This window comes from Pseudomonas sp. FSL R10-0056, from assembly GCF_009600105.1.
Taxonomy (GTDB): Bacteria; Pseudomonadota; Gammaproteobacteria; order Pseudomonadales; family Pseudomonadaceae; genus Aquipseudomonas; species Aquipseudomonas bubulae.
Genome location: NZ_WIWL01000100.1, coordinates 61,431 through 87,263, shown reverse-complemented (window position 1 = coordinate 87,263; position 25,833 = coordinate 61,431). Strand labels below are relative to the sequence as shown.

General features: G+C 58.6%; 20 protein-coding genes. 7 read left to right on the top strand and 13 right to left on the bottom strand.

What is annotated here, in order from left to right:
• From GHO42_RS05030 to GHO42_RS05015, 4 genes are all read right to left on the bottom strand, one after another.
• The coding region (locus tag GHO42_RS05030; protein ID WP_371928115.1) for an acetyl-CoA C-acyltransferase at window positions 1-844 on the bottom strand (844 nt) is incomplete at its 3' end.
• Window positions 841-2,724, bottom strand: coding sequence for a feruloyl-CoA synthase (locus GHO42_RS05025; RefSeq protein WP_368668082.1), 1,884 nt, complete (start codon window positions 2,722-2,724; stop codon window positions 841-843). The genes GHO42_RS05030 and GHO42_RS05025, both read right to left, overlap by 4 nt.
• A gap of 97 nt (window positions 2,725-2,821) precedes the next feature.
• Complete coding sequence (locus tag GHO42_RS05020; RefSeq protein WP_095000375.1) at window positions 2,822-4,270, bottom strand: aldehyde dehydrogenase; 1,449 nt, start codon at window positions 4,268-4,270, stop codon at window positions 2,822-2,824.
• A 72-nt stretch (window positions 4,271-4,342) separates the two neighbouring features.
• The gene (locus GHO42_RS05015) at window positions 4,343-5,173 is read right to left on the bottom strand and encodes a p-hydroxycinnamoyl CoA hydratase/lyase (RefSeq protein WP_019822412.1); all 831 of its coding nucleotides are present in this window, start codon (window positions 5,171-5,173) and stop codon (window positions 4,343-4,345) included.
• A 201-nt stretch (window positions 5,174-5,374) separates the two neighbouring features.
• On the opposite strand from GHO42_RS05015, the gene GHO42_RS05010 reads away from it, so the two are divergent.
• On the top strand, window positions 5,375-5,863 hold the full coding sequence (locus GHO42_RS05010) for a MarR family winged helix-turn-helix transcriptional regulator (RefSeq protein WP_095000376.1): 489 nt from the start codon (window positions 5,375-5,377) through the stop codon (window positions 5,861-5,863).
• Window positions 5,864-6,108: 245 nt separating this feature from the next.
• On the opposite strand, the gene GHO42_RS05005 is transcribed toward GHO42_RS05010, so the two are convergent.
• Window positions 6,109-7,392, bottom strand: coding sequence for an OprD family porin (locus tag GHO42_RS05005; protein WP_153326187.1), 1,284 nt, complete (start codon window positions 7,390-7,392; stop codon window positions 6,109-6,111).
• 297 nt (window positions 7,393-7,689) lie between these two features.
• Between GHO42_RS05005 and mhpT the strand changes: the two genes are divergently transcribed.
• Complete coding sequence (gene mhpT, locus GHO42_RS05000; RefSeq protein ID WP_153326185.1) at window positions 7,690-8,904, top strand: 3-(3-hydroxy-phenyl)propionate transporter MhpT; 1,215 nt, start codon at window positions 7,690-7,692, stop codon at window positions 8,902-8,904.
• A gap of 235 nt (window positions 8,905-9,139) precedes the next feature.
• Here the strand turns inward: mhpT and GHO42_RS04995 are convergent, their stop codons facing one another.
• Window positions 9,140-10,324, bottom strand: a complete 1,185-nt coding sequence (locus tag GHO42_RS04995; protein WP_095000379.1) for a sugar transporter — start codon at window positions 10,322-10,324, stop codon at window positions 9,140-9,142.
• Window positions 10,325-10,614: 290 nt separating this feature from the next.
• On the opposite strand from GHO42_RS04995, the gene GHO42_RS04990 reads away from it, so the two are divergent.
• Window positions 10,615-12,729 carry a TonB-dependent siderophore receptor gene (locus tag GHO42_RS04990; protein ID WP_095018019.1) on the top strand — a complete coding sequence of 705 codons (2,115 nt, stop codon included), beginning with the start codon at window positions 10,615-10,617 and terminating at the stop codon, window positions 12,727-12,729.
• A 157-nt stretch (window positions 12,730-12,886) separates the two neighbouring features.
• Window positions 12,887-14,122, top strand: coding sequence for an alkaline phosphatase family protein (locus GHO42_RS04985; RefSeq protein WP_095018020.1), 1,236 nt, complete (start codon window positions 12,887-12,889; stop codon window positions 14,120-14,122).
• A gap of 49 nt (window positions 14,123-14,171) precedes the next feature.
• Here GHO42_RS04985 and pepN read toward each other — a convergent pair whose 3' ends face one another.
• The 6 genes from pepN to GHO42_RS04955 form a co-directional block, all read right to left on the bottom strand.
• Window positions 14,172-16,829, bottom strand: coding sequence for an aminopeptidase N (gene pepN / locus GHO42_RS04980; RefSeq protein WP_095018021.1), 2,658 nt, complete (start codon window positions 16,827-16,829; stop codon window positions 14,172-14,174).
• A 12-nt stretch (window positions 16,830-16,841) separates the two neighbouring features.
• Window positions 16,842-17,672, bottom strand: coding sequence for a DUF2797 domain-containing protein (locus GHO42_RS04975; protein ID WP_095000383.1), 831 nt, complete (start codon window positions 17,670-17,672; stop codon window positions 16,842-16,844).
• Window positions 17,669-17,929: a YeaC family protein gene (locus GHO42_RS04970; RefSeq protein ID WP_016780738.1), complete on the bottom strand. Its 261-nt coding sequence runs from the start codon at window positions 17,927-17,929 to the stop codon at window positions 17,669-17,671. The genes GHO42_RS04975 and GHO42_RS04970 overlap by 4 nt, the downstream gene beginning before the upstream one ends.
• Before the next feature lie 144 nt (window positions 17,930-18,073).
• The gene (locus GHO42_RS04965) at window positions 18,074-18,946 is read right to left on the bottom strand and encodes a rhomboid family intramembrane serine protease (RefSeq protein WP_095018023.1); all 873 of its coding nucleotides are present in this window, start codon (window positions 18,944-18,946) and stop codon (window positions 18,074-18,076) included.
• A complete protein-coding gene (locus tag GHO42_RS04960) occupies window positions 18,943-19,914 on the bottom strand; it encodes a metallophosphoesterase (protein ID WP_095000385.1) in 972 nt (323 codons plus the stop codon). Before GHO42_RS04960 ends, GHO42_RS04965 begins: the two co-directional genes overlap by 4 nt.
• Window positions 19,914-20,804 carry an NAD(+) kinase gene (locus GHO42_RS04955; protein WP_095000386.1) on the bottom strand — a complete coding sequence of 297 codons (891 nt, stop codon included), beginning with the start codon at window positions 20,802-20,804 and terminating at the stop codon, window positions 19,914-19,916. The genes GHO42_RS04960 and GHO42_RS04955 overlap by 1 nt, the downstream gene beginning before the upstream one ends.
• A 101-nt stretch (window positions 20,805-20,905) precedes the next feature.
• On the opposite strand from GHO42_RS04955, the gene GHO42_RS04950 reads away from it, so the two are divergent.
• Window positions 20,906-21,862 (top strand): DUF1853 family protein, encoded by a 957-nt coding sequence (locus GHO42_RS04950; protein ID WP_153326183.1) that lies wholly within the window; start codon window positions 20,906-20,908, stop codon window positions 21,860-21,862.
• A gap of 94 nt (window positions 21,863-21,956) precedes the next feature.
• Window positions 21,957-22,505 carry a cytochrome b gene (locus GHO42_RS04945; protein ID WP_095000388.1) on the top strand — a complete coding sequence of 183 codons (549 nt, stop codon included), beginning with the start codon at window positions 21,957-21,959 and terminating at the stop codon, window positions 22,503-22,505.
• Here GHO42_RS04945 and GHO42_RS04940 read toward each other — a convergent pair.
• Window positions 22,502-23,425 (bottom strand): 1-aminocyclopropane-1-carboxylate deaminase/D-cysteine desulfhydrase, encoded by a 924-nt coding sequence (locus tag GHO42_RS04940; RefSeq protein ID WP_095000389.1) that lies wholly within the window; start codon window positions 23,423-23,425, stop codon window positions 22,502-22,504. The genes GHO42_RS04945 and GHO42_RS04940 overlap by 4 nt on opposite strands.
• 250 nt (window positions 23,426-23,675) lie before the next feature.
• Between GHO42_RS04940 and GHO42_RS04935 the strand changes: the two genes are divergently transcribed.
• Complete coding sequence (locus GHO42_RS04935) at window positions 23,676-25,607, top strand: M60 family metallopeptidase (RefSeq protein WP_178114896.1); 1,932 nt, start codon at window positions 23,676-23,678, stop codon at window positions 25,605-25,607.
• The last annotated feature ends 226 nt before the right edge of the window (window positions 25,608-25,833 follow it).

Sequence of the window (25,833 nt, the reverse complement as noted above, 5' to 3'; positions counted from 1 at the left end):
ATGCACGGGCGACCAGCGCGGCAGCGGCGCCATCCACCACTGCGCAACTGTTACCCGCCGTTTGCACACCATCAGGGTGAATGGCTCCCAGCCTGGCAAGGGCCACGGCGTCGGTGGCACGCGGATGACTGTCGAGGCTGACAGACTCACATCGACGCGGCAGGCTGATACCACGCGGCTGACAGCCCTCCAGTTCAAACACTTCATTGCGCAGGGTGACGATTTCATCCCCCAGCCAGCCGCTGGCCTGGGCGCGAAGTGCCTGCTGGTGACTATTGAGGGCATAGCCGTCCACTGCCTCACGGCTCAGGCCATAATCCTTGGCCAGGTTTTCCGCCGTGGCGATCATGTCCACGCCGGGAGCCGGGTCGTACAGCGCTTCCCAGAGAAAATCCTTGAACTCGACCGGCGCCCCCAGGCGGAATCCACCACGATGGGTGTAGGCGGCAATCGGGTTGCGGGACATGGACTCGGTGCCCACACACAGCGCCAGTTCCATGCCGTCATGCAACTGCCCGGCAGCCTGGCGCAACAGTTCAAACCCTGTGGCGCAAATACGCTGCACCGCCAGGGCAGGCACCTGTTGTGCCACACCGCTGTAGAGGCCGATATGACGCGGCAACATGTACGCATCAAAACTGGCCTGAGCCATTGAACCCGCCAGTACCGAGTCCACTGCCTGCCCGCCCAGCCCGGCACGGGCCAGCACTTCACGGGCGACCTTGATTCCCATATCAATCGGTGAAACCTGGGCCAATGCCCCACCCAGGTCGACCCATGGTGTACGAACCGCCTCAAGAATGGCGACATCGGTGAATGCCGAGTACTGCCCTCCAGGGCTCACGACGGCTTGCCTGCACGCAGGATCGAAGGCGCCTGCCCGCGATAAAGTGCTTCCACATGCGCCGCTCGCCATTGCAGCACTGCACGCTGATTGATCGAACCCTTGTCGGTGATTTCACCGCGATCGATCGACGCGGCCTCATCCTGCAGCGCGATCCATTCCAGGCGACTGGCATTGCCACTGGCCTGGAGATTGAGCCGCCGCAACCAGTCAGCAAACCACTGGCGTACCGGTTCACTGGCCAACACCTGCGCATCGCTGGCGTCCGCAGGCAAGCCCGACAACTGTCGGCACTCGTACAGACGGGCAAATACCAACGCACCAAGACACTCGCGATCCGGCGCTGCGATCACCAGATCCTGAACATAGGGCGAACCCTCGAGCACGGCCCGGTTTCGCAGCGGCCCCACGCTGACAAATACCCCGGAGGACAATTTGAAGTCCTCGGCCAGTCGTCCATCGAACATCAACCCCCATTGCGGGTTGCAAGGATCGGCCAGCTTGATGGCATCACCTGAGCGGTAAAAGCCTTCATCGTCAAACGCCTCGGCACTCTGCTCGGGGGCGCGCCAGTAACCGGGCATGATGTGCGGGCCGCGAAAGCGCCCCTCCAGCTTGCCGTCCACCGGCACCAGCCGGACCTCACAGCCCGGCGCCGGCAGACCGATATAACCGGCCATCGACAACGGCCCGGTGGTGAAGGTGCATGAAGGCGAAGCCTCGGTCATGCCCAGCCCGGCCATCATGCGGATGCGCTCGCCACAGTGTTGCTCGGCAACCCGGTCGAGCCGGTCCCAGATACTTTGCGAAAGGCCCGCTGCGGCGAAAAAGAACAGTTTGATGCGGGCAAAAAATCGTGCCCGCAAGTCGCTGTCAGTTTCCAGCGCAGTGACCAGCTCTTCCCAGCCCTTAGGCACGGTGAGGTAGGCAGTCGGCGAGATTTCCTTGAGATTGCGCAGGGTTTCGGCAAAGCCCTGAGCCGTTGGTTTACCGCCATCCAGGTACAGCGTACCGCCGTTGTACAGAACGATACCGAGGTTATGACTGCCGCCAAACGTATGGTTCCAGGGCAGCCAGTCCACCAGCACCGGGGGCTCTTCGGCAAATACCGGAAAGGTCTGCAACAGCATTTGCTGATTGGCACAGAGCATGCGTTGGGTGGTAATCACCGCTTTGGGCAGTTTGGTAGAGCCTGAAGTGAAGAGGAATTTGGCGATGGTGTCCGGGCCTGACGCCATGAACGCAGCCTGGGCCTCGGCGCCGCCCGCCTGCTCCAGCAAGCTGGCAAAGCTCACCTGGGGCCGCCCAGCCATCTCGCCACGTACCGCTACCAATGGCGTCCCTGCGGGCAATACTGCGTGCACGGCACGTTGATAGACCGCCGCATCACTGACAAAGATCAGGCCTGGCTGCAACAGGTCGCAGACATGGCGCAACTTGGCAAAATCCTGGGACAGCAACGAATAGGCAGGTGAAACCGGGCAGTAAGGAATACCGGCGTACATCGCCCCCAACGCCATCTGCAAATGCTCAATATCGTTGCCTGACAGTATTGCCAGCGGACGCTCTGCCCCCAGACCATACACCAGCAGGCTTTGCGCAATGGCGCGAACGTCTTCCAGCATTTGGGCATAGCTGATGCGACGCCACTCGCCATCACTGTCCCGTGCAGCGATAAAGGTGTGCTCGGGCCGGACCTGCGCCCAGTGCACCAGGCGATCAAGCAAGCGTTCGGGCATCGGCTCCAGGGTTTCCAGGGAGCGCATGTGCAAGATGCCGCCGACCTCAAGCACTTCGACCGCCGGGTGACCGATAGCCACCTCGCGATAACGTGCCGGGGACGTAGGGGACTTGGCCGGGGATTTGAATTCGAAACTCACGTCATGCTCCTCCAACAAGGCATGCGCGGCCCGTCCGACACTTAAGCGGCATGGCGCAGGCATGACTCCTTATTATTGTTATGCCTTGTGCAGACAATCAGATCGGGTAGTGGCGCGGCCCGTTCTGCAAGGTGATCCAGCGCAACTGGGTGAATTGCTCGATCGACGCCTTGCCGCCAAAACTGCCGTAACCGCTGGACTTGACCCCACCAAAGGGCATTTGCGCTTCATCGTGGACCGTAGGGCCGTTGATATGGCAAATGCCCGATTCGACCCGCTGGGCCAGTGCCAGGGCACGCCCGGTGTCCCGACTGAAAATCGCCGCCGACAAACCGAACTCCGAATCGTTGGCCAGACTCAGCAAGGCCTCATCGCCGTCCCCGCGCAGTAGCACGGCAACCGGGCCAAAAGACTCTTCGCGGTACAGGCGCATACTCGGGGTCACACCATCGAGCAACGTTGGTTGCATGATGCTGCCATCGACCTGACCACCCACCACCAGCCGCGCGCCTTTACCGACCGCATCGTCGATCAGCGCCTTGATCCGCACACCGGCGCTGGCGTCCACCAGCGATCCGAGTACCGAGTCGTCCGCCTGGGGATGACCGGCGCGCAAGGTGGCAACCTTGGCTGCCAGCTTGTCGATAAAGGCATCCGCCACCTTGCTGTCCACGATCAGCCTCTCGGTGGACATGCAGATCTGGCCCTGATTGAAGTAAGCGCCAAAGGCTGCGGCGTCGACTGCGGCGTCAAGGTCAGCGTCATCCAGTACCAGAAACGGCGCCTTGCCCCCCAGCTCAAGAAGGGCCGGCTTGAGGTGACGGGCTGCCAGCTCGGCAACAATGCGCCCCACGTGGGTTGAGCCGGTAAAATTGACCCGGCGCACCGCCGGATTGGCGATCAGTCGCTCTACAATCGCCGGCGCATCTACCGGAGCATTGCTGATCACGTTGACCACGCCATCGCCCAGTCCCGCGTCCTGCAATACCTGGCCAATCAGCCGGTGAACGGCCGGGCTCAGCTCGGAAGCCTTGAGCACCACGGTGTTGCCGCACGCCAGCGGCATGGCCAGAGCACGGGTTGCCAGAATCACCGGGGCATTCCAGGGCGCGATGCCCAGGATGACGCCACAGGGTTGGCGCAAGGCCATCGCAAAACTGCCGGGCACATCGGAGGGGATTACTTCGCCGTTGATCTGGGTGGTCATGGAGGCGGCTTCACGAAGCATGCCGGCCGCCAGCTTGACGTTGAACCCGTACCAGTTGGCCATAGCCCCGGTTTCACCCGCTGCCTCGATAAACTCGCTCGCCCGTGCCTGCATCAACTCGGCAGCAGCGAGCAACCGGGTACGCCGTTCATTGGGCGCCAACGCGGCCCACACGGGAAAAGCAGCCTGAGCCGCGGCAACTGCGGCATCGGCATCTTCCAGGGTGGCGGCGGCCACGCGTGACACCACCTCACCCGTCACCGGGTTGCAGCGTTCGAACGTTCGACCATCACGGGCCGGGCACGACTTTCCGCCAATGAGCAGGGGCACGTCCAATATGGTGATTCCTCTTTATTGTCGTTATCGGGAATTCATTTACAGGGTGCGACCGGCGCACCCTGAACAGCGAGATTAGCGCTTGTAGGCTTGCAGGCCTGGCTTGATGCTCTTGTCATCGAGGAACTGCTTCATGCCCTGCTCACGCCCGCCTTCGGTATCCAGCAGTCGCGACTGGTCGAGCTTGGCGTACAGATAATCTTCGTTCTGCTCCCAAGTCAGTTCGCGGCAACGCTTGAAGCCATGCTTGGCCGCACGCAGTACAACCGGGTTTTTCTCCAGCAGATTGCGCGCCAGCTCAATGGTGACTTCACGCAACTGCGCCAGCGGTACGCTCTCATTGACCAGGCCCATCTCGGCGGCTTTACGCCCGTCGAAGGTCTTGCCGGTCATGATGTAGTACAGCGACTGGCGATGGCCTACGGTGTCTGCCATAGCCTTGCTGACCAGGTTGCCCGGTGGAATGCCCCAGTTGATTTCCGACAGGCCGAACGTTGCCTCGTCAGCGCAGATGGCCAGGTCGCACGCCACCAGCGGGCTGAAACCACCACCAAAGCACCAGCCATTGACCATGGCAATCGTTGGCTTGGCGTACATGCGCAGCAACTTCCATTGCCACTGCGACGCTTCACGGCGGATTTTCTCCTGAAGAATCTCGGGACCGGCGTCCACTTCGCGAAAGTACTCCTTCAAGTCCATGCCCGCCGTCCAGGCATCGCCCGCGCCGGTCAACACCAAAACACCCGCCTGCGGGTCCTGCTCGAGGGTTTCCAGCACGTCGATCATTTCACGGTTCAGGGTCGGGCTCATGGCATTGCGTTTTTCCGGACGATTGAGTATCACCCAGGCGATGCTGTCTTCGATTTCGACTTTGACGGTTTTCCAGCGGCCTTCGTATTGGCTCATAGCGATTGCTCTCTTGTTGTTCGCTTGAAGATGAGTGAAAACTAACCGGCATAATTAGTTATGTCAATCAACCATTAATTAAATTAACCAATTTTTTATGCGGCAAACGCTCGTAAAATAACGCAGCGATGGCTATCAACCAGCAACCGCGGCAAACTAGATACGTTTATTAACTTCATTCGAGCAAGGACCCCTCTATTTATGGCCAAGCCAGCCACCCCTGTCGTCGCCCAAGAGGCCATGCCTGAAAGCCCGGACGTACAGGCTCCTCTGGACACCGCGCTGGACGAACTGATCGGCTATGCCATGCGCCGCGCCCAGCTCAAGCTTTTCCAGAACCTGATCAGCCGGCTGTCGACCCACGACCTGCGTCCGGCGCAGTTTTCGGCAATGGCGATCATTGACCAGCATCCCGGGCTGATGCAGGCGGACCTGGCCCGGGCGCTGGCGATTGAGCCCCCGCAAGTGGTGCCATTGTTGAACAAGCTGGAGAGTCGGGCGTTGGCGGTACGGGTTCGTTGCAAACCCGACAAACGCTCCTACGGCATATTCCTGAGCAAGACCGGCGAAGCCCTGCTCAAAGAGCTTAAGGCTATTGCTGCGCAAAGCGACATCGACGCGACCTCGGCGCTGGATAGCGCCGAGCGTGAAGAACTGCTGCGCCTGCTGAAAAAGGTGTATCAGGAATAGCCCAGCGCTGTAGCTACCAAATCCGCAACATGCGCAGTGCCTGATCAATAGTGAAAGCTGATTTCACGACTGCTGCGCAGCCGAACGCAGCCTCGCACGGCTCGGCAGCTGCTACGATTTTCACAACTCATGCCACTGCGTAGCAGTTGACGAGTAGAACGAGGCTACGTTCGAGCGTGAAGCGGTCGCAAAACCGCAACACGCGCAGGGCCTCGCACGGCTCTCCAGCAAATAGACAATTGGCCCTACCAGATCGGCAAGGTATAGATGGCCAGGAAGCGGGTCTGGTTTTCGTCGCGAAAGGCCGCACCTGCCGGGAAGTCATTGCGGTAAATAGACTTCCTCGCCAAAAGGCCCAGGTTTTTCAGCGGCCCGCTCTGTATCACGTACCCCAGCTCCATCTGAAACTCGCGCTCCTTGCGATCATCCGCATTCAAGGACACCAGTTCGATATTGTCACCGCGCACATAACGCAACCGCCCTTTCAATCCCACTACCCCCACCGCCGTGAAGTCGTAGTCGTAAATGGCCTGCCAGGTGCGCTCCTTGGCATTGAGAAAATCCGAACTCATGGTCATTTCGCTCATGCCCATCAACTCTGTACCCGAGATGTAAGGCGTCGCCGTATCACCGCTGGAATGCATGTAGCCCACACTTAAACGATGCCCTCCCAGCCGATACCCCAACAGCGCCGATGCGTTGATGTTGTCGACCTTGCCTGCTTTGGCACTGCCCGCCTCATCACTGAAAAAACTGCGCAGGTCGGTGGTCAGCACGCCATCACCCAGGGGCAGATCGTGCAGCAATGCCAGGGTGCTTTGCTTGTACAAATCCGCCACCTCGACATGGTAGGCGCGCACGCTCAGGTTCTTGTTGACCTGATAATCACCACCGCCGTAAGCCAGGTGCGAGGTTTCAGCCGAGCCCTTGAATCGGCCATTGGGCGACGCGATAGTCATGGCCTGGTAGTTGGTGGAGTCACGTTTATTGATCGCGTCGATATATCCGGTGTTGAAGGTCAGACCGTCAATTTCTTTGGAGCTGACGGTGGTCCCGCGAAAGGTCTGGGGCAAAAGCCGCGACGGGCTGGCAAAGGCAAACGGCAGAAAAATCGACACATCACCGGTCTTGAGCGTGGTCTGGCTAAAACGCAGCTTGCCGGTGAAGGCCAGTCGCGAGTACTCATCCGCAGCCTGTTTGTCACTATTGACCGGCAGCAGTTCGGTGCCGCTGCGGTCAGGCGAAGAGTCCAGCTTGACCCCCAGCAGACCACGCACATCCAGCCCGAAACCGACCGTGCCCTCGGTAAAGCCCGACTCCATGTTGGCAATGAAGCCCTGGGCCCATTCCCGCGCTGCGGTCTTGACGCCATCGTCCTTGTAATCACGGTCCATGTAGTAGTTGCGCAAGGTCAGGGTGGCGTGACTGTCTTCGATAAATCCCTGGGCCCAAACAGGGGTACTGAGCAGGCACAGGGCAATGCACGAAAGCGGGAACAAGCGCAGGGCGCCTTGGTTGAGCGTATGCATATTGAATGTCCATTTATTGTTGTTTTTGACAGAACCAGAACGCTCTCATGGCGTTTCCTGGGCCAGAGAATGGAAACAAGTCAAAGCAACGTCAATCTTAAATGATCGATAATCGAACATTATGTTTCTTATCTATTTTTGATAATTACAGGCACGCACTGGCTAAAAGCCTGTTTTAAACACGTTTAAGCTGATTTTTTAGCAAATACCTTCGCAGCTTCTTTTTTTAGTTATCTTTGTTAATCTTTATTTGGCTCGCTGAAAGCCCCCCTACAAAAACAATAACGAGGTTCGTCCATGAACACTCCACAGCATCGTTCGACGCTGACAATCGCTTTGTGCTTTATCGTTGCGCTTATCGAAGGGTTTGACCTGCAAGCCGCGGACACTGCCGCCGCCGGCCTGCGTCAAACCTTTGACCTGGACCCGAAAATGATGGGCTGGGTGTTCAGTGTCGGGATCATCGGCCTGCTGCCCGGTGCATTCTTCGGCGGCTGGATTGCCGATCGAGTCGGCCGTAAAAAGATCCTCATCGGCGCGGTCATCCTGTTTGGCGTCTTCTCCCTGCTGACCGCCTATGTAGACAGCTACTACCACTTGCTGCTGGTGCGATTCATGACGGGCCTTGGTCTGGGAGCTGCCCTGCCCAACCTGATCGCCCTATGTGCTGAAGCGGTAGACGAACGCCGTCGTGGCACAGCGATCAGCATCATGTATTGCGGCGTGCCACTGGGTGGCGCAATGGCAGCGGTAGTGGCGATGTTCTCCCATGACCACTGGCAAACCACCTTTATCATCGGCGGGCTAGCCCCGTTGCTTGTCGTGCCGCTGATGATCATCCTGCTGCCCGAGTCCCGGGTTTTCCGCCAGGACGCCAGCCAGGCTTTGCGCGTGTCTACGGGCCAGGCACTGTTTGGTGAAGGTCGTGGCCGTTCGACCCTGGCGTTGTGGCTCAGTTACTTCTTTACCCTGACCGTGATGTACATGTTGCTGAACTGGCTGCCCACACTGCTGCTCGCCCAGGGTTTCACCAAGCCGCAAGCGGGCATGGTGCAAATGCTGTTCAACATAGGCGGTGCTTTGGGCTCCTTGCTCGGCGGCCTGCTGCTGGACCGCTGCAACCCGATCAAGGTGGTTCTGGGCGTCTATGCCGGGCTACTCGCATCACTGGCCGGGATCGGCTTTTCGGTAGGGATTGTGCCCGTGGCCACTGCAGGCTTTGCTGTGGGCCTGTTTGTAATGGCGGCGCAGTTGGTGCTCTATGCAATGGCTCCGCCGCTGTATCCGACAGCCGTACGGGCAACCGGCGTCGGCGCTGCAGTCGCTATCGGGCGCCTGGGTTCGGTTGCAGGTCCCTTGGCAGCAGGTCAGATCCTCGCCGCCGGGGCCGGAACGACCGGGGTGCTGCTGGCGACTTCACCGGGACTGGTCATTGCGGCATTGGCGGTCATCACGGTGATTACCCGTGCCAATCAAAGTGCAAGCCTGAAACCGGGACTTTGTGGCCGCTGACAAGTACCTCCAGGCTGCACTCTATGGCCTGGAGCATCTCGACAGCGTGTTTGTTCAGGTTCTGCCGATCTCAGGATTCAAAGGTTTGAATCCTGAGATCAGGGGTTGTCTCTTCTGCCTCGCCACCAACTCCATGTTGTAGTCGTTGACGAGTGGAACGAGGCTGCGATCGGGAGGGTGCTGATCATCGTGTAAACCTGCCGGGGCTCTGGCCTTGCGCCAAAGCCCCGGTATGTCAGGCCTGTGCGGCGCTGCGGTTTAGCCGGTACATGGTCCAGGCGTAGAACACCAACGCCAGCCCCGCCAGCGAACCACCTGCCAGCCCGATCCAGGCAAAACCGAAATGGCTGCCCACCGAACTGCCCAGCAATGCCCCGCCGCCAATGCCGATATTGTAGATACCGGAAAACATCGCCATCGCCACATCCGTCGCGTCCGGCGCCAGGGTCAGTACTTTGGACTGCATCGCCAGGCCAAAGCCCATGATCGCCATCCCCCAAATGATGCTCAACACCCCCAGGGATTCAATCCAGTTGCTGGCCGGCAACAGCAACAGCAGGCTCAGCGCGATCAGGCCCACAGCGGTCAGCAGGAAGCCCAGCGGGCTGTATTTGTGGAACCAGCTAAAACACAGCGAACCGAAAATCCCCGCACCGCCGAAGAGCAGCAGGATCAGGGTCACGGTAGCGCCGCTCATACCCGCCACGTTCTGCACAAAGGGTTCGATATAGCTGTACGCGGTAAATTGCGCCGTGATCACCACCGCCGTCAACAGATACACCGCCACCAGCGCAGGGCGCTTGAACAGCACCGGCAAGCTTCTGAGCGAGCCGGAATTCTGGCTTGGCAGCAACGGCAAAGTGCGCGCCAACCACAGCACCAGCAACACCGCCAGCGCTGCGATCACCAGAAAAGTGGTACGCCAGCCCATGGCCTCGCCCAGCAAACGGCCCAGGGGCACCCCCATCACCATCGCCAGCGAAGTACCGGTGGCCAGCAACCCCAGCGCTTGCACCTGCTTGCCCTCAGGCGCCAGACGCACCGCCAGAGAGGCTGTTATCGACCAGAACAGCGCATGGGACAGCGCCACGCCGATCCGGCTAAGCAACAAAATGCCGAAGCTGGTCGCCAGACTCGACAGTACATGACTGGCGATAAACAACCCGAACAGCACCAGCAGTAACTTGCGCCGCTCAACGTTGCGCGTCACCAGCATGATCGGCAAGGAAGCCAGTGACACCACCCAGGCATAGATGGTGAGCATCAGCCCGACCCGGGCCGTGGCCATGTCAAAACTTGCGCCAATCGCACTCAGCAGCCCCACCGGCACAAACTCGGTGGTATTGAACACAAAAGCGGCCAGCGCCAGCGCGATTACAGGCTGCCAGTTGGCTTTAGAGGTAGAGGTGGGGTTGCTCATTTAATGAATGCACTACTCGCTATCGATGATGAACCGGCTCCGACGCTTCAAGCCGGAACCACACAGGCTGACAGTTTATAGCCTTCACGCAGAGCCGTTGGCGAGATTTTGCAGATACTCGGCAGGCGGCGTTTGGTCGAGGCGCCGAGGTGCCCGATAAAAAGACCGCAGCAAGGATTTTGCAACAATGCGTAAAGAATAGTTAAGAGCATTGATTATCATTTGCACAAATGTAAAACTTTGTAACTAATTCTCGTTTACGCAGTTCCAGCCCGGAGTATCCGCAGATCATGCGCTCACTGTTCAGCCTTCCGACGTCCGCCCTTACACTTGTCGCACTGGGCATGCTCAATTCGGCATCAGCCGACGAATACACCTTGAACCTGCCTTCCACCAGCGTCACCGGCACCGCCGACAGTGAAGATGCACCACCGGGCTATCAAGCCAAACCCGCCGCCACTACGACGCGATTGAACCTCACCGCCGGGCAAACACCCCAGGGCATCACCAGCATCAAGCGCGAGCAACTTGACGACTTCAAGCTCAACAGTATTCGCGATGTGCTGGACAGTACCCCCGGAGTCAACGTGCAAAAGGTCGAGACCGACCGGACTTACTTCACTGCCCGCGGTTTCGACATCACCAACTTCCAGTACGACGGCATGGGCATGGGGCTCACCGGCGGCGTGCTGGTGGGTGATATCGACACCGCACCCTACGAGCAGGTTGATGTCTTGCACGGCGCCAACGGCCTGATGACCGGCACTGGCAACCCGTCGGCCACGGTTAACTTTATCCGCAAACGCCCCACCTATGAGCCTGAGGCCAAGGTCAGCGTCAGCGCCGGCTCCTGGGACAAGCGCCGGGTCGATCTCGACGTCTCCGGGCCGCTGACCGATTCGGGCAATGTGCGCGGGCGAGTGATCTATGCCAACGAAGTGGGCAACTCTTATCTGGATCGTTATTCCCGGGAAAAGAACATCTTCAGTGGCATGCTCGCCTTCGACCTGAGTGACGACGACACGCTGACCGTCGGTTATGAAGACCAGAAAAGCAATGCCAACGGTGCCAGCTGGGGCTCCCTGCCGCTGACCGACAGCAGCGGCAACGCCCTGCACTACAGCAGCACCAGTGCCAACATTGCCCAGCCCTGGGTGTACTGGGATGTACGCACCAGTCGCGCCTTCGCCGAGTGGCAGCACCACTTCGCCAATGACTGGAAGTCCACGCTGACCGTAACCGCCATGGAGCATCGCGAAGACACCGACATGTTCTACATCTATGCCAACAGCGCCTCTAGCACCGGCTATACCGGGCTGGCCTCCAACTACAAAGGCAAGACCCGCGAGCTGGATGGCGACCTCTCGTTCAGCGGGCCTTTCAGCCTGGGCGGCCGCGAGCACCAGTTGACCTTCGGCGCCAACGTGGCCCGTTCCCGTACCCAGGAAACCTCGCTGTACGGCACCTCCTCGTACTACACCCCGGTGTCGCTGGAAGATGCCCTCAACGGCGTCATCCCCAAGCCTGCTTACAACATGGCCAATGCCGACGCGACCTCCAATTACACCGACCGCCAGAAGAGTCTCTACGCCGGTACACGGTTGAGCCTTACCGACGACCTGCACCTGATCGTCGGTGCGCGCATGCTCAGTGCCGACAGCGACGGTGAAAACTACGGTTCGGGGCGGGACGTGAGCATTCATGGCAAAGTCACCCCGTACGCTGGCGTAGTCTATGACCTGACGCCGCAGTACTCGCTGTATGCCAGCTACACCAAGATTTTCAACCCGCAGTACTACCTCAATACCCAGGGCCAGGTGCTCGACCCGCTGGAAGGCAAGAGCTACGAGGCCGGGATCAAGGGGCATCTGCTGGACAAGAAACTGGACGTTTCGGCAGCGGTATTTCATACCAAGCAGGATAACGTTGCCACCTACTCAGGTTTCAACCCTTCCCTGGGCGGTTACCTGTATGACGGCATGTCGTACAAGAGCAGCGGTGTAGAACTGGAAGCTTCGGGCGAACTGGCGCCGGGCCTGCAAATCAGCGGGGGCTATACCTACGTCTATATCACCGATGCCGACAACAACCGCGGACGCAAGTTTATACCGCGCAATGCCCTGACCACCTCCATGGCCTACAAGCTGCCGATGGCACCGCAGGTGAAAGTGGGCGGCAGCCTCAAGTGGCAGAGCAAGGTCGAGAACGACGACACCCCGGCAGCAAACCAGGCTGCCTATATGCTGGTGGGCCTGATGGCCAGCTATGATATCGACCCGCACTGGAGCACCCAGCTCAACCTCGACAACCTGACCAACGAGAAATACCTGCAAAGCGTACGTTACGGGCAAAGCAACTACGGCTCCCCGCGCAACGTCACGGCATCGGTGAGCTGGAAGTTCTGATGAAGTGCCGGGCCAGTTCCCCTGGCCCGACATGAACTGCGTATGAACGTGCCGGGTACTGAAATATCCTGCATTTAAAGCTGGCAATAACGTAATGTCAGTGACATACAGCCCTTACATATTCGTCTCGTGTTCAACTCACTGAGTGAGATCTGCCATGAGCCATACCCATTTTGCTTTATCTATCGCTACCGGCCTGGGTTTGACATTCACCGTCATGTTGTCCCATGCCGCGCCCCCTGATACCTCCGACGCCCAAAACTACAAAAGCCACAAGGCCTTGTTGATTGGTGTCGACGGCATGCAATACGAAAAACTTCAGCAAGCCATTCAAAATAATATGGCCCCCCATATTGCCGGCCTGAACCCCGCCAAAAGTTACATCGGAGGGATTGACGGCACTGCGACAGAGCAAACTACCGGTAGCGGCCCGGGCTGGACGACAATACTGACCGGCACCTGGGTAGACCGACATAAAGTCCCCTCCAACAACAACGCATGGCGCAACAAAGCGCCCAGCCTGTTCAAGCAACTCAAGCAGGCGGATCCTGAACGCAAGACGAGCAGCATTGTCAGCTGGAATACCATCAACAACAACTTCGCCGATGATATTGCCCAAGGCTTTATCGACCTTGCCATCAAATGCTCCGACGTCGATCAATGCGTCGCCGACAAGGCCAGCTATGAGCTTGAATATGGTCGCTCGGACCTGGTTTTCGCGCACTTCGACGAGCCTGATAATGTCGGCCATCGATACGGTTTTTCAACCCGCTATCAGACCGCAATCCAGGGCGTCGACGACAAGGTCGGCCAGTTACTGTCCGCACTCAAGCGCCGTAAACAAAGCAACCCCGATGAAGACTGGCTAGTCCTGGTGACAACTGATCATGGCCGGCGCCTGCCCGATGGGCGTAATCATGGCGCCCAAACCCTGAGCGAGAAAACCACGTTTATCGCACTCAACAAACCCGCCAACGAGCAACTTACCCGCCCCATCACCAATCCGGACAATCCGGGCCACGACAACCTCTACGGCTTTGCCAGCCAGGCGGATATTACTCCGACCCTGCTGGCCCATTTTGGCATCGAGCCCGTACCTGCCCGGCATGCCATGGACGGTCTGCCCCTGACCGGGCCTCTGGGTGCAAGGCTATTCTCTGCCCGGTTAGCGCCTGATGCGGCACAGGTGAATCTGACCTGGAATGGCGATGGCAGCGCAGACAAGCCCGTGCACATTTATCGCAATGGCAAGCAAATCGCCTCTGTCGACTACTCCCGGCGTGGTTATATCGACAACGACATCAAGGAACTCAAAGGGCCAGTCAATTACACGGCAGTGATTGATAAAGTGCCTGTGTCACGCTTGATCACTCTGGGCGACAAAAAACCATAAAAAAAGCGCTGCCCGATCACTCGGACAGCGCCTTTTTTACGTCCAGGCGTTACGCCAGACTTTTGCTGACCACTTCAAACACATCGCTGGACAGTTCGCCCGAGCTGCGGATGCGCTCAAGCTCTGCCTTCATCAGCGCCTGTCGCGCAGCGTCGTACTTGCGCCAGCGGGTCAGCGGCGCCAGTTGCCGAGAGGCAATCTGCGGGTTGAAACCATTCAGTTCGATCACCAGGTCCGCCAGGAAACGATAGCCCGAACCGTCCGCAGCATGGAAGTTGATCAGGTTTTGCCCGGCAAAGGCACCCACCAGGGCCCGCACTTTGTTCGGGTTCTTGATGGTGAACGCCGGATGTTGCATCAGCTCGCGCACGCGCTGCAAACCGCCGGGCAAGGTGCTGCCCGCCTGCACGCTGAACCATTGATCCATGACCAGCGGGTTGTCCTTGAATTGCTCGGCAAAACTGGCCAGCGCCGCAGCTTTTTCCGCCTCGTAGGGCGAGTTGACCAGCACGGCCAGCGCCGTCAGGCGTTCGGTCATGTTGTCGCTGTGCTCGAACTGCTCCAGCGCCGCCGCCAACACTTGCGGCTTGCCGCTGAGCATCAGGTAGGACAGCGCGATATTTTGCAGTGCGCGACGGGCAAAGTGCTCGGCTTCAGCCACATAAGGCGTGGCTTTGGACACTTCGCGGTTGGCCTGGTAACGCGTCCACAGGGCGTCGAACAGGCTGTCTGCCAGTTGCTTGCGAGCGAACTCGCGGGCAACGTGGATGGCTTCGACATCGGCCACATCACTGATTTCGGTCAGATAGGCTTCGCCCGGCAGCGAGAGCATCTCTGCCACCATTGCCTGATCCAGTTGCTCATTACCCAGCACCGTGCGCAACGCCTCGACCAGACGCTGATCCATGACCAGTGCTTCACCGCGCTGATGCTGTGCAATCAACTCTTGCAGCACCTGTACCGCCAGTTGCTGACCAGCATCCCAACGGTTGAACCCGTCGCTGTCGTGCTGCATCAGGAACATCAACTGGTCACGGCTGTAATCGAAGCTCAGCTTCACCGGTGCCGAGAACCCGCGCAACAGGGACGGCAGCGGTTTTTCGTTGATGCCGACAAAGGTGAAGGTCTGTTCGGCTTCAGTCACTGACAGCACGCGGCTGGTGCCCGAGGCCGCAGCTTCGCCCGCCAGTTGCAGGGCAATTTCACTCCCCCCGGCGTCCAGCAGGCCGAGTTCGACCGGAATGACGAACGGCAGTTTTTCGATCTTGTCCGGAGTTGCCGGGCAGCTTTGCGCAAAAGTCAGGCTATAGGTGTGTTGTTGCGCATCGTAGTGCTCGCTGACGGCCAGCCGCGGTGTACCTGCCTGGCTGTACCAGCGCTTGAACTGGCTCAGGTCGGCGCCATTGGCATCTTCCATGGCCTTGATAAAGTCGTCGCAGGTCACCGCCTGGCCATCATGACGCTCGAAGTACAGGTCACTGCCTTTGCGAAAACCCTCGGCGCCCAGCAGGGTGTGGATCATGCGCACCACCTCAGAACCCTTCTCGTAAACGGTCAGGGTGTAGAAGTTGGAGATCTCGATAAAGCTCTCCGGGCGCACGGCATGGGCCATGGGGCCGGCGTCTTCGGCGAACTGGTGAGTGCGCAGGTAGGCCACGTCCTGGATGCGCTTGACGGTGCGCGAATTCATGTCGGCCGAGAACTCGGAATCACGGAACACCGTGAAGCCTTCCTTGAGCGACAGCTGGAACCAGTCGCGACAGGTCACGCGGTTACCCGACCAGTTGTGGAAGTACTCGTGGGCGACGATGGCTTCGACCCGCTGGTGCGCGGCATCGGTGGCGGTTTCGGCGCGGGCCAGTACGGCGCTGGAGTTGAAGATATTGAGACCCTTGTTCTCCATGGCGCCCATATTGAAGTCGTTGACGGCCACGATCATAAAGATGTCCAGGTCGTATTCACGACCGTAGGTCTCTTCGTCCCAGCGCATGGATTTTTTCAGGCTGGTCATGGCGTGCTGGCATTTGTCGATGTTTTCCGGCTCGACATAAATGCGCAGCGCCACGCTGCGCTCGCTCATGGTGGTGAACGTGTCTTCGACGCACCACAGGTCACCGGCCACCAGTGCAAACAGGTACGCCGGTTTCATGAACGGGTCTTCCCAGGTTGCCCAGTGCCGGCCGTCTTCGTCGGGGCCGCTGGCGATCGGGTTGCCGTTGGACAGCAGAATCGGGTAACTGTGCTGCTCGGCCACAACGGTGGTGGTGAACTTGCTCATCACGTCCGGGCGGTCGAGGTAATAGGTAATCTTGCGAAAGCCTTCGGCCTCGCACTGGGTGCAGAACATCCCGCCGGACTTGTACAGGCCTTCCAGCGCGGTGTTGGATTCGGGGTGGATGCGCACGCTGGTATCGACCACGAACTGTTCGCTGGTCGGGTGCAGGATCAGGTGGCTGTCGCTGAGCTGATAATCCTCGGCGGTCAATTCGATATCGTCGAGGCTGACCGACAGCAGCTCCAGCTGCTGGCCATCCAGCGCCAGAGCCGGCAGGCCGGCGCCACGGGCCGGGTTGCGGCGCATCAGCAGCTGCGCATGAACCAGGGTGTGATCCTCGAACAACTCGAAGGTCAGGTGCGTCTCGTCGATCAGGTAATCGGGCGCCTGGTAGTCCTTCAGGTAGATCATTTGCGGTTGTTCGGTGCGCATGCTGGAGTCCTTTTACTGATGCACGGCCAGCTGGTAGGCCGTGTATTTGCGGATATTGATAACGCCGGTGTCAAAGATCAGGTATTGGCCCTTGATCCCCATCAGCGTGCCTTCGACGATCGGATCTTTATCCAGATTGAAGCTGACAATCTTGGTCGGATACTGCTCGACCGGGTAGCAAATCTCGATGGGCTCGACGCTATGCAAAGGCTGTACCGCTTGCAGGCCGAAACGTTCCTGCAGGGTGTGCAGGCCTTCGGCGCAACTCTCGAACAGTTGCGCACGCACTGCGGCGAGGTCTACCGGCGCTGCGTCGCCCTTGAGCAGTGCACGCCAGTTGGTCCGGTCAGCCACTTGCGAGCGGAACAGATCTTCGACAAACCCCGATTGCTGACGGGTCGCCACGCGCACGATCGGCAATGCCTGGCTGGCACCCTGGTCGAGCCAGCGGGTCGGCAATTGGGTGGCACGGGTAATGCCCACCTTGACCCCGGAGGAGTTGGCCAGATACACCACATGATCGGTCATGCAGAACTGCTCGCCCCACAACGGATCACGGCAAGTGCCCGCGTCATAATGGCAACGCTCCGGGCTCATGATGCACACATCACATTGTGCCAGCTTGGTCATGCACGGGTAGCAGTAGCCCTGGCTGAAGCTCTTCTTGGTTTTACGCCCGCAGTGAGAGCAGTTGATCTCCCCCAGGTATTCCAGACGCAGTTTAGTGCCGATCAAGGGATTGACCGGCACCTCGGTATCGCCCAAACGGAACGCATATTGAACGGTCGGCGTTTCCAGGCTTGCCGACATCTTGCTGATTGCACCGCGACCAATCTCAATCAATGGATGGCATCCGACTTGAACAGGATATTGGGCACCGGCGCCGATTTCGAGCTGCATTCCTGCGGGCCCATATAACCGGTGCGCTGGTCTTCAGGCAGGTTCTGCACTTCCCAGGCAATCATCGCCTGCAACGACAGCTCGCGCTGTTCGGCAGTGAGTTTGTTGCCGTCCGCCCATTTACCGATTTCCACGGCCAGTTTCAGGCTCTGGTAGATCTCGGGGGTGATGTTTTGAATCATTTCGTTGAAAGAGGACATGGTTCTGTTTCCGCTCTTTAAAAATCAGATGGCATTTCTATCTGTGGGCGCGGGCTTGCTCGCGATTCAGGCAACTCGGTGCATCTGAATCAACGGGTTGAACCCATCGCGAGCAAGCCCGCTCCCACGCGACAATTCGAAACTTTATACAGCCTGCCTGCGCCGCGCCCAAAGCCCGCCCAGCAAGCCGGTCAGGCAACCGATGACCAGTCCGCCCACATGGGCGGCATTGGCGATCTGGCCAAAGCCGATCATCGACACCAGCCCCGACATGCACAATGCCAGCCACACCAGCATCATCACCAGCACACCGCGCGGCAGGTTATACAGGGGGTTTGGCGCCATCAACTGATAGATCCAGACATGCCCCAACAGCCCGTACAACACCCCCGACAACCCGCCAAACAGGCTCGGGCCGCCCACCAGGTACTGGGCGAAGTTGGACACCAGGCTGAACAACAGGCTCAGGCCGATCAGGTTGACGCTGCCCTGGCGCATTTCAATGCGCCGCCCCAGCTCCCAGTACCACATGCCGTTCATGGCGATATGCAGGAAACCGAAGTGAATCAACATCGGCGTAAACAGTCGCCACCACTGCCCGGACGCCAGGCTGTCAGACAAGGGGACAAAGTCGATGTACTGGCCATAAATGCTGAAGTCCAGAAACGTGAAAAACCTCAGGGCCGACAAATTGTCACCCAGTTGCGTCACCGCAGCCACGATTACGCACAGCAGCAACACGATGGCTGTGGCCGGGCTATCGCGCAGCTGCTGCGCAAAACCCGGGCGGGCCATGGCCTGCGGCCGTTCGACAACGGGTAAGGCGTGATCGGGGTCACCCAGCGGAAAACGCTGGTACAGGCTGCGCACGTCGTCGGCAATGGACTCAGGTGCCCACAGCACCTGCTCGCCTGCCTCTTCACTGACCCGATGGGGCACCTGCATGCGCCGCAGCAAAGCAACAAAACCGCTCAGGTCCACAGACAACGGCAAACGCAATACCGCTACAACACTCATTGAATGGCCTCAGGGCGATCTACATTCACCCATACAAATTTGTCCGGATCGAGCCGGGTTTCCTGGTCAAGGCGATAAGCCACCAGTTTGCCGTACAACACCGCGCTGTAATCCAGGCACGCCAGGTTCGGACGGATCGGCGCGGGCCGGCCGCTGCGCCAGTAGTGCCCGACAAACAACAGCGGTTCATCAATGCCGTAACGTAACAGGGCACTTTTTTCAGTGGAGGACAGCGGCTGCTGTGCCACCCGTTCAGGCAGCGCGTCCGGCTGGAAAACGATATCGCCGTAGGTCTTGGGGTCGTCTTCCCAGAACTTGGTGCGAAAGAATGCCCGCGTCAGGCCGTCGCCACCGGTCAGGGTCATGCCCCCCGGCAGGCGCATGTCAGTGCCACGCAACAGGCGGTTGAAGCTCAGGCTGGCAAAGCTGTCCGACACCGCCGCGGCCTGCAAGAAGGCCTCGTCAATGCAGCCGTCGGGGTATTGCGCACGCAGGGTGGCGATCACTTCGCTGTCCCAGCAGGCATGTACCACCCGGAAGCGCCCGGCATCGACAAACAGCGGCATGTCGTAAAACCACTGCACAAACTCGCGCCATTCAGCGGGATACTTGTCGAACTGTTCGAGGGTTTCGTGGATCAGCCGGGCATGGCGCGGCGTGTGCTCGCGCACAAACTGCTTGCCACTTCCGGCTGGCGCGGGTGTGCACCAGCCCAGCGCGTTGAATTCATGGTTACCCATCAGGCACAGGGCCTGACCGCTGCGTACCATGTCGTAGACAATATGCAGCGACTCGCGAATGCGCGGGCCGCGATCAATAATGTCACCCAGAAACACCGCCATCCGTTGCGGGTGTCGCCAGATACCGGCGAGTTTTCGATAGCCCAGACGCTCCAGCAGGTGCTCAAGGGTATGAGCACAGCCATGCACGTCACCGATCAGATCGTAACTGCGCGCTGGATCGAGCATCAGTCAGCCCTGCCGCCCAGTCGGCTACCCCAGCCAAGCTTGGTCCGACACACTTCGTAGTAGTTGTGGTCCAAAGGATGAATCAGGCGCAGTTTTTGCGCTTTTTTGCTGACGTTGATGGTGTCGCCCGGCGCACAGGTGAAGTGGTTCTGACCATCACACGAAACCTGCGGGTAGATCTGCATGTCCTTGGCCACCACTATTTTCAACTCACTGTTGCCATCGACCACGATCGGGCGGCTGCTCAGGGTATGCGGGTACATGGGCACAATCACGATCGCGTCGAGCTTGGGGTGCATGATCGGGCCGCCCGCTGACATGGCATAGGCCGTTGAGCCCGTGGGCGTGGCCACGATCAGGCCGTCGGCCTTCTGGCTGCAGACGAACTGGCCATCGATATGCAGTTCGAACTCGATCATACGCGTGGACTTGCCCGGGTGCAGCACCACATCATTGAGGGCATCGCCCTGGCCGATGGCTTCGCCGTGACGGCGCACTTCGGCCTGCAGCAGAAAACGGTTTTCAACCAGGTAGTGGCCGTCAAGCACCTCAGCAACTTTGACTTCCAGTTCATCGGGACGGATATCGGTCAGAAAGCCCAGACTGCCACGGTTGATACCCAGCACCGGTACATTGTGCCGGGCCAGCGCGCGGGCGGCGCCCAGCAAACTGCCATCGCCGCCGACCACAATCACCATGTCGCAGACTTCGCCAAGCATTTTGCGTGACGAAGTTTGCAGGCCGTGACCGGGCAACACCTCGGCGATCGTGTCTTCAAGGATCACGTGCATATGCCGCTCGAGCAGGAATTTTTTCAGTCGGCGAACCGTATCGAGCACTTGCGAGCTGCCCAGACGACCTATGATGCCGATATTACGAAATTGCTCCATGGGGCTCCTGCGGGATTCTATGCGTGCGAAAATAACGATTATGGGCGAAAGACGACGATAGACAAAACCCTTTCAGCCCCGTGAACGGCTATGCTCGCACAATGACCCTCTTCCCCGACTTGCTCAACCTGCCCCATCAATTGCGCCACCCCGAGGTGCGCGATCTGGCGTGGGTGATCCTCGCACCACCGATGCTGACCCATACCCCCTGGCCCCAACGCCATCCATTGGCAGGCAGCGACTGGGTCCAGGCGCCGGAGCAGCTGGAGCACTGGCTGCGCGAGCTGGACCGCAACTGCCAACCACTCCTGCACTGGCTCGAACTGGCCACCACCCGACGCCTGGGGCGCTATTACGAGCGCTTGTGGCAGTTTGCAGTGCAGCATGCCCCGGGCGTCGAGCTGATTGCCGCGAACCTGCCGATCCGCCTGGGCGGGCATACCCTGGGTGAGCTCGATTTAGTGCTGCGAGACCGCGACGGCGTGCATCATCTGGAACTGGCGATCAAACTCTACCTCGGCCCCCAGGACGGTGATGGCGCAGACCCTGCGCAATGGCTAGGCCCCGGCAGCAATGACCGCCTGGACCGCAAGCTCAAGCATTTCTGCCAGCACCAGCTACCCATGTCCAGCCGCCCGGAAAGCCGTGAAGTGCTGGCCGGGCTGGATGTGCAGGCGTTCAGCGCCCATTTGTGGCTTGGCGGCTACCTGCTGTATCCGTGGCCAGGGCAGGCCCGACCACCAACCGGTGCCAACCCGCAACACCTGCGCGGGCGCTGGTTGCATCAGCGCGACTGGCCGGCGTTTATCCGCCAGAGCGCCACCGGTTGCTGGCAACCCCTGCCCCGGCATGCCTGGCTGGCTCCGGCGCGCTATGGTCCTGAGGGGATATGGGCGGCACAACAGCTGGATATCTGGCTGGCAGAACTGCACCCGCAAGCACCGGCGCAGCTGCTGGTTCGCCTGACTGAAAACGATGAGGGCGACTGGGAAGAGGCTGAACGCCTGTTTCTGGTTTCCGATCTTTGGCCTAATGTGCCGGGAAGCCCTGAAAACTGACACATCTCAAGTGCAAGATTGCTCAAGCCACTTAGAGTAAAGGAACTCCGTCAACAAGAACGGGGACTTTAGACCTGAACCGTGAGGAACCACCATGACCTGGAAAAGCACCGCCCATCACTACAGCCGGATGTCCATCGCCCTGCACTGGCTGATGGTGCTGCTGTTTATATTGATCTACGCCTCGATCGAGTTTCGCGGGATCTTCCCCAAGGACAGCGACGGGCGCAACCTGATGAAGGATGCGCACTTCATGCTCGGGTTGACGGTGTTTGCACTGGTCTGGCTAAGGCTGTTGGCCCGAACCCTGGGCGTTGCGCCGAAAATCACCCCGACACCACCCGCCTGGCAGACCGCTCTGGCCACTTTGATGCACTGGGCGTTGTACCTGTTCATGATCGCCATGCCGGTGCTGGGTTACCTGGTGCTGAGCTACAACGACAAGCCGGTGTACTTTTATGGTTTCGATATCCTGCCCCTGACCGCCAAGGACCCGGACTTCGCCAAGCAGATCAAGAGCTGGCATGAACTGGGCGGTACCATCGGTTACTGGCTGATCGGCCTGCATGCCGTGGCCGGTCTGGGGCATCACTACTTGATCAAGGACAACACTTTGCTGCGCATGTTGCCCGGGCGTTCTTAAAGCCCCAGGTCAAACCCCCGGCGGCCTTGCAGGCCGCCGGTGTGAACAAACACCACACGCATTCCCCGTGTAATAACCCCCTTTTCAACCGCCTGGGCCAGTGCCATCAAAGCCTTGGCCGTGTAAAGCGGCTCCAGTGGCATGCCACTGGCCACTTCATTGGCCCGCATAAACGCCAGCAAGGCGTCGTCCACCTTGGCAAAACCGCCACGACTGGCATCGACCAGCTCAAAATTTCGCTCCTGCAGCCCGCCAGCCTGCAAAATGGCCTCAACCTGCGGGGCCACGCCGTGGTCCTCGGGAACCGCCAGCGCGCCATATACCCGACGCCTACCCTCCTCGCCCAGCACCAGCCCGGCCAGGGTGGTGCCGGTCCCCGCGGCCAGCCACCAAGCGTCGTAATCTTGCCAACCTATAGTCGCCAATTGCTCGCGCACCCTGCTTACCAACGGCATGCAACCCAGGGCCCCCGCCAGCCCGCCGCCACCCTCGGGCACCTGATGCAGGTTCGGGTACAGGGCCTGCCACGGTTGCCAAAAGTCCGGCTCATGCCGCGCCCGATACCCGGCAAATCCCAGCCAGTGCAGTTGCATGCCAAAGCGCTCAAGGTCGAGCGTGGTGGGGGTTTGTTGAGGGTGACCGCGCAACAGCCCCACGGTGGCAAAGCCAAAACGCTTGCCGGCAGCTGCCAGGGCATGCAAATGATTGGAATGGGCGCCGCCCAGGCTGATCAGCCCGTCAGCCCCTGCTGCCCGTGCCCTGCGTAAATGGTCAGTGAGCTTGAACCACTTGTTGCCGCTGATCAGCGGGTCGATAAGGTCCAGCCGCAATACGGCTGCTTCGATCCCGGCCTGCTGCAGCCACTCTACGTTTAAAGGCTGCAAAGGTGCATGAGGGTACCAGTCGATCAGAGACAGCATTAAGGGTCGATTTCCTCTAAAAACAGGGATTTTACTTCATTGCCCCGTATTCAACATGCTTTTTGATACAGGCCGCTTACATATCAAGCCTGGCTAACTTTACCTACAACTTACGACTACAACATTAAAATGCCTACTAAATCACAAGAAAAAAACTCTATTTCCCAAGACCAAGCTCATGCAATCTGAGGGAGCTGGCAGACTACGCCGGTATCTTTCCCTACAAACAACTATGAAAAGACCGAAAGATATGAACATCAACTGTATTAGCGCAATGTTACTTGGCAGCCTATGTTCCTTGAGTGCATTCACCCCTGCTCTAGCGCAGGAGCAAACACTGTGGTGGAGAAGTCACGAGTCAAAGCCCGGATTCGTCGAAGCCCTGGCAGAATTCAACCTTTCACCACAATTATTGAACAGCGATCCCGACAAGGCCCTCACAGACAGCAATGATCCTCTGACACCCCTCTACTGGATCCGCAAAACACTAGAGCAATATACTGGCGACACCTCAGGAAATTACAAAGTACCTGTAACCGAAGGTCATACTAATGGACGAAACAGGACAAGCATGCATGGCAGGCATGGTTTTTTTACTACCCCTGTATTTTTGAGCACCTCACAGTCTGTAGAAATCACAAGAGCCCCATCCGACAGCAATATATCTTGCAGTGCCTGGACCATCCCAGACTTCAATGTGCCTTCAAGTTTACATGATGAGCTCAGGCTCCCTGCTGCCCCGACCGAGTACACGGTCACTTACACAGCCTCCAGAAATGGGACTCTGCTGCTTTCGTGCCAAGACCCGACACGCGACATGCAGAACGCCGGAAAAATGATTCCCCTACACGTCAACAAGGGCAATGCACAACATGTACCGATGTTTATTTTTGGCATAACAACAAAAGAAGAATGGAAAACAACCCTCAGCCAACAGCCCAATCCATCAGGAGAGGTGCTGTTATTCGACGGGCGGACCCGCTTCTACATGCCAGCTAAAGTCGCTAACCGCAACAAGAACATTGACATTATGCGGTTAATGCGCGAGCACCTGCTCATGACACTGGTAAACGACCGGCTCAATGGATTTGACAGTCAGTCGATAGCGGCCCCGCTCGACTTGCCCACGCCAGGCTTGATCAATGCTTCTTATGCTGCATGTTGCAGTGCATCAGGTGGCCAGGGACTCATCAAGATCAACTTTGGCGGAGCTGCCGTTCCCACCTCATGGGGTTACTGGCATGAATACGGCCACATGAATCAGGTCGGATGGACGTGGGGGGGGCTCTCGGAAGTTACGGTCAACCTTTACTCAGTCGCCGCTTGCCGTCGCCTTCAAGGGTCGTATCAATTGAAGGACTGTCATCCGGGCGCTGCCTACTCGGACAAAACCTGGGATCGGGAATCCGTGGGCAACTATTTAAAATCAGGCAAGGCTTATAACTTTGACGGCGCAATTGAAGGAGGAGACTTTAATCGCTCGGTCATGTTCAACCAATTGGCGGCCTCCTATGAGAACCTTTACCCCCAACTTGGAAAAGCTTTTCGTAAAGAGTTCAACTATGCAGACAACGCGACTGCTTTCAATACCAACGCCAAGAAAAAAGATTGGTTCGTTGTCAATGCCAGTCGTTTTTCCGGCCGTGACCTAAGAAGCTTTTTCGACAAATGGGGGGTGGCTTACTCAGCCGAAGCCAGCAAGACCATCGCAAACATGGAACTGGCACAACCTTTACAACCTGTAGGAGCTGACACCCGCAATAACTGGGCTATCGCGGCAAACAGTGCAAGTTCAACACATGGCCAGATGCAGGATGGTAGTGCAAAAAATATTGCATACGTCGCATACAACATCAATGAAGGCCCTGTGGACTTGACATGGGCAGACTCCAACTACACGAAACTGATCGTGCCTGCCTGGGATCAATCAAATAAAATCAGTTACCTCACTTTCCGGGGCACACGCAGCAACGGGGGCTGTGCAAAACGCTCTTTAAACTCCGCGACTGGCTGTGCTCAACCGGGTTACAGCTATTGGAACATCGAATACCACCCTCAAGACAATCCTGGGCTTAAAGGCAACCTAAGAGGCCGTATTCAACTCGCTGCAAGGGATTGGAAGTTACCTGCCTGGGGTGCCCAACTGGATATCCCGTTTACAGTGGCTGATACATTTCAATAAATGTATTAACAGTCTGCGGGCACGTGTATCCCCGCCAGCTTAAGCGTGGCTTGGCTGTAGTCCTTTTCGCTCGAAGGGAGGAGAGGACTACACGCTTTCTTGGTCGGAGTCCAAAGCCACTCAGCAGGCCCACTGCCCGTCGGCTTTCATCCACATTTCGGCCAATAAACTGACTCAAGCACAGGCTTCTTGGTAAGGTGTGCGCCGAATTTCGTAGCCAGCTAAC

Coding starts and splice junctions, on each gene's coding strand:
- GHO42_RS05015 (WP_019822412.1), bottom strand. CDS start 5,173: ATGAGCCAATACGAAGGCCGCTGGAAAACCGTCAAAGTCGAAATCGAA.
- GHO42_RS05010 (WP_095000376.1), top strand. CDS start 5,375: ATGGCCAAGCCAGCCACCCCTGTCGTCGCCCAAGAGGCCATGCCTGAA.
- GHO42_RS05005 (WP_153326187.1), bottom strand. CDS start 7,392: ATGCATACGCTCAACCAAGGCGCCCTGCGCTTGTTCCCGCTTTCGTGC.
- mhpT (WP_153326185.1), top strand. CDS start 7,690: ATGAACACTCCACAGCATCGTTCGACGCTGACAATCGCTTTGTGCTTT.
- GHO42_RS04995 (WP_095000379.1), bottom strand. CDS start 10,324: ATGAGCAACCCCACCTCTACCTCTAAAGCCAACTGGCAGCCTGTAATC.
- GHO42_RS04990 (WP_095018019.1), top strand. CDS start 10,615: ATGCGCTCACTGTTCAGCCTTCCGACGTCCGCCCTTACACTTGTCGCA.
- GHO42_RS04985 (WP_095018020.1), top strand. CDS start 12,887: ATGAGCCATACCCATTTTGCTTTATCTATCGCTACCGGCCTGGGTTTG.
- pepN (WP_095018021.1), bottom strand. CDS start 16,829: ATGCGCACCGAACAACCGCAAATGATCTACCTGAAGGACTACCAGGCG.
- GHO42_RS04970 (WP_016780738.1), bottom strand. CDS start 17,929: ATGTCCTCTTTCAACGAAATGATTCAAAACATCACCCCCGAGATCTAC.
- GHO42_RS04965 (WP_095018023.1), bottom strand. CDS start 18,946: ATGAGTGTTGTAGCGGTATTGCGTTTGCCGTTGTCTGTGGACCTGAGC.
- GHO42_RS04960 (WP_095000385.1), bottom strand. CDS start 19,914: ATGCTCGATCCAGCGCGCAGTTACGATCTGATCGGTGACGTGCATGGC.
- GHO42_RS04955 (WP_095000386.1), bottom strand. CDS start 20,804: ATGGAGCAATTTCGTAATATCGGCATCATAGGTCGTCTGGGCAGCTCG.
- GHO42_RS04950 (WP_153326183.1), top strand. CDS start 20,906: ATGACCCTCTTCCCCGACTTGCTCAACCTGCCCCATCAATTGCGCCAC.
- GHO42_RS04945 (WP_095000388.1), top strand. CDS start 21,957: ATGACCTGGAAAAGCACCGCCCATCACTACAGCCGGATGTCCATCGCC.
- GHO42_RS04940 (WP_095000389.1), bottom strand. CDS start 23,425: ATGCTGTCTCTGATCGACTGGTACCCTCATGCACCTTTGCAGCCTTTA.
- GHO42_RS04935 (WP_178114896.1), top strand. CDS start 23,676: ATGAACATCAACTGTATTAGCGCAATGTTACTTGGCAGCCTATGTTCC.